This window comes from Agromyces mediolanus (assembly GCF_014648575.1).
Lineage (GTDB): Bacteria > Actinomycetota > Actinomycetes > Actinomycetales > Microbacteriaceae > Agromyces > Agromyces mediolanus.
Genome location: NZ_BMRJ01000004.1, coordinates 183,555 through 191,075, shown reverse-complemented (window position 1 = coordinate 191,075; position 7,521 = coordinate 183,555). Strand labels below are relative to the sequence as shown.

Genomic DNA, 7,521 nt, shown 5'->3' with positions numbered 1-7,521 from the left:
CGGCTCCTCCGGCGGCTCCGGCGGATTCGGCGGCGGCGGCAGCTCCGGGCGCCGCTCCGCCGGCAGCTTCGGCGGCTCAGGCACGCGATCCCGCCGCGGGAGCGGAGGCCGATTCTGATCCGCACCGCCCGCCCCAGACTCACCGGCACCGGCCGGCTCGACGACCCGAGGGATGCCGACGGCATCCGCTGACCCGCCACAGGAAAGGAACCGCCATGGTCAAACAGTCCATCTTCGGTCGCATCTCGCAGCTCGTCCGCGCGAACATCAACGCGCTCCTCGACGAGGCCGAAGACCCGCAGAAGATGCTCGATCAGATGGTGCGCGACTACACGAACTCCATCGCCGACGCCGAGGCCGCCATCGCGGAGACCATCGGCAACCTGCGCCTGCTCGAGGACGACCACCGCGAGGACGTCGACGCGGCCAAGGAGTGGGGCGACAAGGCCCTCGCCGCGAGCCGCAAGGCCGACGAGCTGCGCGCCGCCGGCGACGCCGCCGGGGCCGACAAGTTCGACAACCTCGCGAAGGTCGCCCTCAGCCGGCAGATCTCCTCCGAGAACGAGGCGAAGGCCGCCGAGCCGCAGATCGCCGCGCAGACCGAGGTCGTCGACAAGCTGAAGGCCGGCCTGAACGGCATGAAGCAGAAGCTCGTCGAGCTGCAGAACAAGCGCAACGAGCTCGTCGCCCGGGCGAAGACCGCCCAGGCGCAGCGCCAGGTGCAGGACGCCGTCAAGTCGATCGACATCCTCGACCCGACGAGCGACCTCGGCCGCTTCGAGCAGAAGATCCGCCGCGAGGAGGCGCTCGTCCGCGGTCAGGCCGAGATCGCCGCGTCGAGCCTCGACGCCCAGTTCAACGAGCTCGACGACCTCGGCGAGCTCACCGAGGTCGACGCGCGGCTCGCCGCGCTCAAGGCGGGCGGCAGCCAGGGCGCGATCGGCGGCTGAGCGCGCGCACCCCAGTCGGATGCCCCGGGCGGACGCCCGGGGCATCCGCCGTTCTCCCCCGATCGCCCGTGGAGGGGCGATACTGGAGACCATGCCGGCCACCTTCGTCGTCGTCCCCCTCTGGCAGGGTTCCGTCTCCGCTCGCGCGATGAGCCACGTCGACGGAGCCGAGGCGATCCGCGGCGATCTGCCGTCCGCCGCGACGCTCACCGTCGAGGTGCCCGTCGAGGCCGGCGAGGCGCTCGGCACCGGCATCCAGCGGTACAGCACGATCCGTCGCGTGCGCGAAGCCGCTGCGGCGGTGCTCGAGCAGGTGCCCGACTGGGCGCTCACGATCGGCGGAGACTGCGGGGCCTCGCTCGCCGCGGTCGGCCACGCCTCGGCGCGCGGCGAGGGCGAGCTCGCCGTGCTGTGGCTCGACGCCCACCCCGACCTCAACACGCCGGACACCTCGCCGTCCGGCGGCTTCGGCGGCATGACGCTGCGCGCCATCGCCGGGGAGGGGGCCGAGGGGCTGACGCTCGACGAGTCGCAGCGCGTCCCGCCCGAGCGCATCGTGCTCGGCGGCGCGCGCGCCTTCGACGACGAGGAACGCCGCTACATCGACGAGCACGGCGTGCAGACGCTCACCGTCGAAGACCTCTCCGACCCGACCGTCGTGGTCGGCGCGCTCGAGGCGACGGGCGCGAGCCGCGTGTTCGTGCACGTCGACCTCGACGTGCTCGACCCCTCCGCGCTCGCCGGGCTCTCCTACCCGCTGCCGTTCGGCGTCGACGCCGCGACGCTCGCCGCCACCCTCCGCGCCGTCGTCGCGCGCTTCCCGATCGCGGGCGCCGCGATCGCGGGCTTCGCGCCGGGGTCGCCGCTCGCCGCGGAGGACGACCTGCCGACCATCCTCCGCCTCGTCGCCGCGCTCACCTCGGCCGAGCGGGGCGAGGCGTGACGGGCGGCGTCCGCGGCCTCCCCGACCGGGAGCCGCGTCGCGTCGTGCTGCGCCTCACCGACTCGCCCGTGAGCCGCGCCGGCTACTGGTGGGCCACCGCCGTCGGCTTCGTCTGGGGCTCGCTGTGGAGCACCGGGCGCGTCGAGCGGCGCGACGGGCTCTGGATCTTCCAGGGGATGCCGAAGTGGGCCTTCGGCCGCGGCGGCTCCTGCGTCGGCGGCTGCTACCTCACCGACCGCAACGTCGGGCCGCGCGTGCTCGTGCACGAGGCCGTGCACCGGCAGCAGTGGCGGAAGTACGGGATGCTCTTCCCGCTGCTGTACTTCATCGCCGGCCGCGATCCGCTGAAGAACCGCTTCGAGATCGAGGCCGGCCTCGAGGACGGCGGCTACCTCCCCCGCCGCCGCCCCTGAGCCGCGTCGACGCTCGCCTTCGACGAGCTCCCCTTCGACGAGCTCAGGGGGCCAAGGACGGCGAGCTCCCTTCGGCGAGCTCCCCTTCGACGAGCTCAGGGGGCCGGCGGGAGACCGCGCCGACTACTTCTGCGCGAGCGCCGCGGCGATCGCGTCGACGAGCGCGGGCAGGCCGCCCTCCCAGTCGAAGCTGAGCGCCGTCGGCGGCGACACCGAGGAGACGGTGACGGGGTCGTACACCTGGGCGACCTTGCCCGCGGCGACGGCGGGGATGGCCTGCACCTCGGGCTTGGTGAGGAAGGCGTCGGCCTCCTCCTTCGAGGAGTGGTAGCTCACGATGAAGTCGGCGTCGAGCTGGTCGAGCTGCTCGTAGCTCAGCTCGTAGTAGAAGCCGCCGTCGCTCGTGTCGAGCTTCGACACGCTCGGCGCGACCTCGAGGCCGAGCTCGGTGAGCACCTCGATGCGCGAGTCGGCCGCGGTGTAGACGGAGACGAAGCCGTCGCCGTCCCAGATGCCGGCGAAGGTCTTGCCCGCGAACTCGGGGTGCGCCGCGGCGGTCTCGGCGAGCTGCTCGGAGATCGAGGCGAGCAGTTCGTCGCCCTGCTCGGCGAGGCCGAGGGCCTCCGCGGTGATGCGGATCTCCTCGTCCCACGGGGTGGTCCACGGCGCCTCGGGGTAGGCGACGACGGGGGCGATCTCGGAGAGGGTGTCGTACTGCTCCTGCGTGAGGCCGGAGTAGGGCGCCAGGATCAGGTCCGGGTCGGCCTCGATGAACTCCTCGTAGGGCACGGTCGCGCCGCCCTCGGGGTCGCTCAGCAGGGCCGGCAGCTCGACGCCGGCGTCCTCGTAGGCGGCCTCGACCCAGGGCAGGTAGTTGCCGGCGCCGACGGTCCAGATCTGCTCGCCGATCGCGACGGGGTAGACGCCCAGGGCGATGGCGGCCTCGGTCGAGCCCCAGCCCCAGGTGGCGACCCGCTCGGGGGCCTGCTCGATCACGGTCTCGCCGAGCGCGTGCTCCATGGTGATCGGGAAGCCCTCGCCGGTGACGGCCGCGTCGCTCGCGGCGGGTTCGGTGCTGCCTCCGGCGCAGGCGGACAGGGCGATCGCGGCGACGGCGGCACCGGCCACGGCGATCAGGGAACGGCGAAGACGCACGGGGACTCCTCGAGTCGATCGGGGGATGATAAGGACAGCCTAAGCTAACTCGCGACGGATTCGGAACCCGCGTTTCGCCCGGTGACGGGCGGCGCCGAGTGGAATCGTCCGATCGGCACGATGAGCGGGCCGCCGGAGACCGGGTCGTCGATCACCTCGGCCGAGAGCCCGAAGGCGCCGTGCACCGTGTCGCGGTCGAGCACGCGGGCGGGCTCCCCCTCCGCGACCACCCGGCCGCCCGACATCACGACGAGGTGGTCGGCGTAGCGCGCGGCGAGGTTCAGCTCGTGCAGCACCATCACGATCGTCGTGCCGCGCTCGCGGTTCAGCGCGGTGAGGAGGTCGAGGAGCTCGAGCTGATGGGCCAGATCGAGATAGGTGGTTGGCTCGTCGAGCAGCATCACCTCGGGCTGCTGCGCGAGCACCATCGCGATCCAGACCCGTTGCCGCTGCCCGCCGGAGAGCTCGTCGATCGGTCGATCGGCGAGTTCGGCCATCCCGGTCGCCTCGAGCGCCTCGGCGACGGCGCGGTCGTCGCCGCTCGAGTGCCGGCCGAACCAGCCCTGGTGCGGGTAGCGACCGCGTCCCACGAGGTCGGCGACCCGGACGCCGTCGGGCGCGACCGACGACTGCGGCAGCACGCCGAGCCGTCGGGCGAGCTCGCGGCGGGGCATCCGTCCGACGTCCTGGCCGTCGAGCGTGACCCGGCCGCCCTCGAGCGGGTGCAGTCGGGCGAGCCCGCGCAGCAGGGTCGACTTGCCGCAGGCGTTCGGGCCGACGATCGCAGTGATCCGGCCCGCGGGCAGGCGCAGCGAGAGGTCGTCGATGATGCGCCGGCCGTCGTACCCGAGGCTCACACCCTCGGCGGCGAGGCCGACGGGGTGGTCGGCGGACGGCCCGGGAGCGGCGGATGCCTCGAGCGAGACGGCCTCGGAACGGGTCGCCGGATCGACGGTGCGGGCGCGGGGGGTCATGCGCGGGTCCTCTCGGTGCGGGCGAGCAGCCAGAGCAGATAGGGGGCGCCGATCAGGCCGGTGACGATGCCGACCGGGGCCATCAGCCCCGGGATCGCGAACTGGCCGACGACGTCGGCGGACAGCGTCAGCACGCCGCCGACGACGGCCGAGGCGAGGAGCGCCGCACCGCCGCTGCCGACGAGCCGGCGAGCGATGGCGGGCGCGATGAGGGCGACGAAGGCGATGGGCCCCGAGATCGCCGCGGCGACGGCGACGAGCCCGACGGCCGCGGCGAGCAGCACCACGCGGCCCCCGTGCGCCCGGGCGCCGAGCGACGCGGCGTGGTCGTCGCCGAGCGCGAGCACGGTGAGCAGGCGCGAGGCGAGCGCGACGACGAGCGACATCGCGGCGACGCCGAGGAGGAGGCCGGCGAGGTCGTCGCCGCGGACGTCCGCGACGCTGCCGACCGTCCAGTGCAGGGCCTGCTGCGCCTGCCGGACGTCGCCGCGGGCGAGCAGCCAGCTGACCGTCGAGCCGCAGACGTAGGCGAGGCCGACGCCGACGAGCACGAAGCGGATGCCGTGCAGCCCCTGTCGCCAGGCGACGGCCCAGATGATCACGGCGACGAGGAGGCCGCCCGCGAAGGCGAAGCCCGTGACCCAGATCCCCGCGAGACCGAGCCCGAGCATCGCCCAGACGGCGCCGAGGCTCGCCCCGGAGGAGATGCCGAGGATGTCGGGGCTCGCGAGCGGATTGCGCAGCACCGCCTGGAACACCGAGCCGGCGAGTCCGAACGCCCAGCCCACGACGAGGGCCGCCACGATCCGCGGCAGGCGGAGTTCGAGCACGACGAAGCGCTCGACCTTCTCGCCCTGCCCGAGCAGCACCGCGAGCACCCGGTCCGGCGAGACGGCGGCCGCGCCGAGGGAGGCGGCGACGAGCGCGACGACGAGCCCGAGCGCCGCGACGACGAGCACGACCGCGAGGCCGCGACGGCGACGGCGACGGCGCACCTCGTGCAGCAGCTCGACGCCGGTCGACGCGTCCGCGCGGCCGGGCCGCACTCCGACGGCGGTCACAGGCCGGCCACCTTCCGGCTGCGCGCGACCGCGATGAGCACGGGGGCGCCGAGGAAGGCGGCGACGACGCCGGCCTCGAGCTCGGAGTTCGGCACGACGAGCCGGCCGAGCACGTCGGCGGCGAGCAGCATGATCGGCCCCAGCAGCAGGGCGAGCGGCATGACGAGGCGGTAGTCGCTGCCGATCAGCCGGCGCGCGGCGTGCGGCACGACGAGCCCGACGAGCGCGATCGGGCCGGCGAGGGCCGTCGCGGTGCCGCAGAGCAGCACGATCGCGACGCCCGCGAGCCCGCGGGTCACGCCGACGCGCTGGCCCAGGGCGCTCGCGACGTCCTCGCCGAGGGCGAGGAGGTTGAGCCGGTGCGCGAGGAAGAACGCGAGCACGGCGCCGACGAGCAGGAACGGCCAGAGCACGCCCACGGTCCCGAGCTCGCGCCCCGTCAGCGAGCCCACCGCCCAGAAGCGGTACTGGTTGAACGCCTCGGTGTCCTGCAGCAGCACGAGCGCGATGAGCGGGGTGATGAACGCCGTGACCGCGGCGCCGACGAGGGCGAGCCGCACGGGCTCGCCGCGGCCGATCGAGAACACCGCGACGGCCGCGAGCCCGGCCCCGGCGAAGGCGAGCCAGATGTAGCCGAGCGGGTCGACGATCCCGACGAAGGAGATGCCCAGCACGACCGCCAGCGAGGCCCCGGCGTTGATGCCGAGGAGGCCCGGGTCGGCGATCGGGTTGCGGGTGACGCCCTGGATCACCGTGCCGGCGAGGCCGAGCGCGACGCCCGCCGCGAGCCCGATGACCGTGCGCGGCACGCGCAGCTGGAGCACGACGAACTGATCGGGGTCTGCCGTGTCGGGCGAGAAGATCGCCCGCCAGACCTGTGCGGGGTCCATCGCCCGCACGCCGAAGGCGAGGCTCGCGAGCACCATCAGCACGAGCACGACGGCCGCGACGGCGAAGACGAGCGCGACCCGGCCGGGCCGCGAGCGGCTCGCCCGGCGCGCGGCGGGCGCGGCGGGCGAGGGCTGGTCCGTGGTGACGGCGCCGACGGCGCGCATCACTCCAGCTCGGCGCGACCGCGCCGCCAGTAGCCCATGAACGCGACCTGGCGTCGGTCGAGGCCGGCGTCGCGCACGAGGAAGCGGCGCAGGGCCGTGATGACGGATGCCTCGCCCGCGAGCCACGCGTAGCAGGCGCCGTCGAGGCTCCGCCCCTCCGGCACGTCCCAGAGCGGCACGTCGTCGCCGTCGGCCCGCTCCGCTGCGGCGAGCGCGGCGGCGGCCGAGGCATCCGTCGCGGGGGCCGCGTCGCTCGGCGTGGTGGCCCGCGCGACCCAGTCGCGCACCGCCGGCACCAGGCGCTCGCCGTGCACCGCGTCGGCCGCCGAGCGGGCGAGCCAGCGCACCTCGACCGCAGCGGGTGCGGCGACCGGGAGCACGTCCTCGGCGCTCGGCACCTCGATGAGGGCGGCGCCCGAGGCGTCCGCGGGCAGCTGTTCGAGGATCGCGCAGATCGCGGGCGCCGCGGTCTCATCGCCGGCGAGCAGCACGGTGTCGACGATGCCCGGTCGGAAGTCGATGCCCACGGCGCGGTCGGGGCTGCGCTCGTCGGGCCCGATGATGATGAGCTCGTCGCCGGCGGTCGCGCGGGCGGCCCAGGCCGAGGCCGGTCCGAGGTCGCCGTGCAGGGCGAAGTCGACGTCGACCTCGCGGAGGTGCGGGCGCACGGCGCGCACGGTGTAGGTGCGGAACACGTTGCGCCGCTCGGCGGGCAGCTCACGCCAGGCGCGGTACCAGTCCTCCCCCTCGGGGAAGTCGGCGAAGCCGCGGCCCTCGATCGGGAACACGAGCTTCACCCGCTGATCGAGGCCCGCGGTGCCGAAGTCGGCGAGCTCCTCGCCCGCGAAGGTCACCCGGACGAAGTGGGGCGAGAGGCGCTCGGCGCGCGCGACGGCGGCACGGAAGCTGCGGTACGCCGGTCGCGGCCGGATGATCGGCTCTGCCACTGAGGTAAGCATTACCTAAGTCT

Annotated in this window: 9 protein-coding genes; 4 read left to right on the top strand and 5 right to left on the bottom strand. The window is 74.4% G+C overall.

From position 1 onward, the window contains the following. From IEY71_RS18440 to IEY71_RS15940, 4 genes are all read left to right on the top strand, one after another. Positions 1 to 192: hypothetical protein (locus tag IEY71_RS18440; RefSeq protein WP_229781801.1), on the top strand; the 192-nt coding region annotated here is incomplete at its 5' end. Between the two features lie 23 nt (positions 193 to 215). Next, positions 216 to 950 carry a PspA/IM30 family protein gene (locus IEY71_RS15950; RefSeq protein WP_189086359.1) on the top strand — a complete coding sequence of 245 codons (735 nt, stop codon included), beginning with the start codon at positions 216 to 218 and terminating at the stop codon, positions 948 to 950. 91 nt (positions 951 to 1,041) lie between these two features. Beyond that, complete coding sequence (locus tag IEY71_RS15945; protein WP_189086358.1) at positions 1,042 to 1,893, top strand: arginase family protein; 852 nt, start codon at positions 1,042 to 1,044, stop codon at positions 1,891 to 1,893. After that, entirely contained in the window at positions 1,890 to 2,306 is a 417-nt protein-coding gene (locus IEY71_RS15940; protein ID WP_189086357.1) for a Fe-S oxidoreductase, read from the top strand. The genes IEY71_RS15945 and IEY71_RS15940 overlap by 4 nt, the downstream gene beginning before the upstream one ends. 123 nt (positions 2,307 to 2,429) lie before the next feature. Here IEY71_RS15940 and IEY71_RS15935 read toward each other — a convergent pair whose 3' ends face one another. Genes IEY71_RS15935 through IEY71_RS15915 form a run of 5 tightly spaced genes read right to left on the bottom strand, consistent with a single transcriptional unit; the run spans position 2,430 to position 7,510 of the window. Then, positions 2,430 to 3,461: an iron-siderophore ABC transporter substrate-binding protein gene (locus tag IEY71_RS15935; RefSeq protein WP_189086356.1), complete on the bottom strand. Its 1,032-nt coding sequence runs from the start codon at positions 3,459 to 3,461 to the stop codon at positions 2,430 to 2,432. Positions 3,462 to 3,505: 44 nt separating this feature from the next. After that, a complete protein-coding gene (locus tag IEY71_RS15930) occupies positions 3,506 to 4,435 on the bottom strand; it encodes an ABC transporter ATP-binding protein (RefSeq protein WP_189086355.1) in 930 nt (309 codons plus the stop codon). Further along, complete coding sequence (locus IEY71_RS15925) at positions 4,432 to 5,496, bottom strand: FecCD family ABC transporter permease (protein ID WP_229781800.1); 1,065 nt, start codon at positions 5,494 to 5,496, stop codon at positions 4,432 to 4,434. The genes IEY71_RS15930 and IEY71_RS15925 overlap by 4 nt, the downstream gene beginning before the upstream one ends. Continuing rightward, positions 5,493 to 6,551 carry a FecCD family ABC transporter permease gene (locus IEY71_RS15920; protein ID WP_189086354.1) on the bottom strand — a complete coding sequence of 353 codons (1,059 nt, stop codon included), beginning with the start codon at positions 6,549 to 6,551 and terminating at the stop codon, positions 5,493 to 5,495. Before IEY71_RS15920 ends, IEY71_RS15925 begins: the two co-directional genes overlap by 4 nt. After that, positions 6,551 to 7,510 (bottom strand): siderophore-interacting protein, encoded by a 960-nt coding sequence (locus tag IEY71_RS15915; RefSeq protein WP_189086353.1) that lies wholly within the window; start codon positions 7,508 to 7,510, stop codon positions 6,551 to 6,553. Before IEY71_RS15915 ends, IEY71_RS15920 begins: the two co-directional genes overlap by 1 nt. Between the last annotated feature and the right edge of the window lie 11 nt (positions 7,511 to 7,521).

Excerpts from the sequence above, each read along its gene's own strand:
- IEY71_RS15920 (WP_189086354.1), bottom strand. The coding sequence starts at position 6,551 with ATGCGCGCCGTCGGCGCCGTCACCACGGACCAGCCCTCGCCCGCCGCG.
- IEY71_RS15945 (WP_189086358.1), top strand. The coding sequence starts at position 1,042 with ATGCCGGCCACCTTCGTCGTCGTCCCCCTCTGGCAGGGTTCCGTCTCC.
- IEY71_RS15915 (WP_189086353.1), bottom strand. The coding sequence starts at position 7,510 with ATGCTTACCTCAGTGGCAGAGCCGATCATCCGGCCGCGACCGGCGTAC.
- IEY71_RS15950 (WP_189086359.1), top strand. The coding sequence starts at position 216 with ATGGTCAAACAGTCCATCTTCGGTCGCATCTCGCAGCTCGTCCGCGCG.
- IEY71_RS15930 (WP_189086355.1), bottom strand. The coding sequence starts at position 4,435 with ATGACCCCCCGCGCCCGCACCGTCGATCCGGCGACCCGTTCCGAGGCC.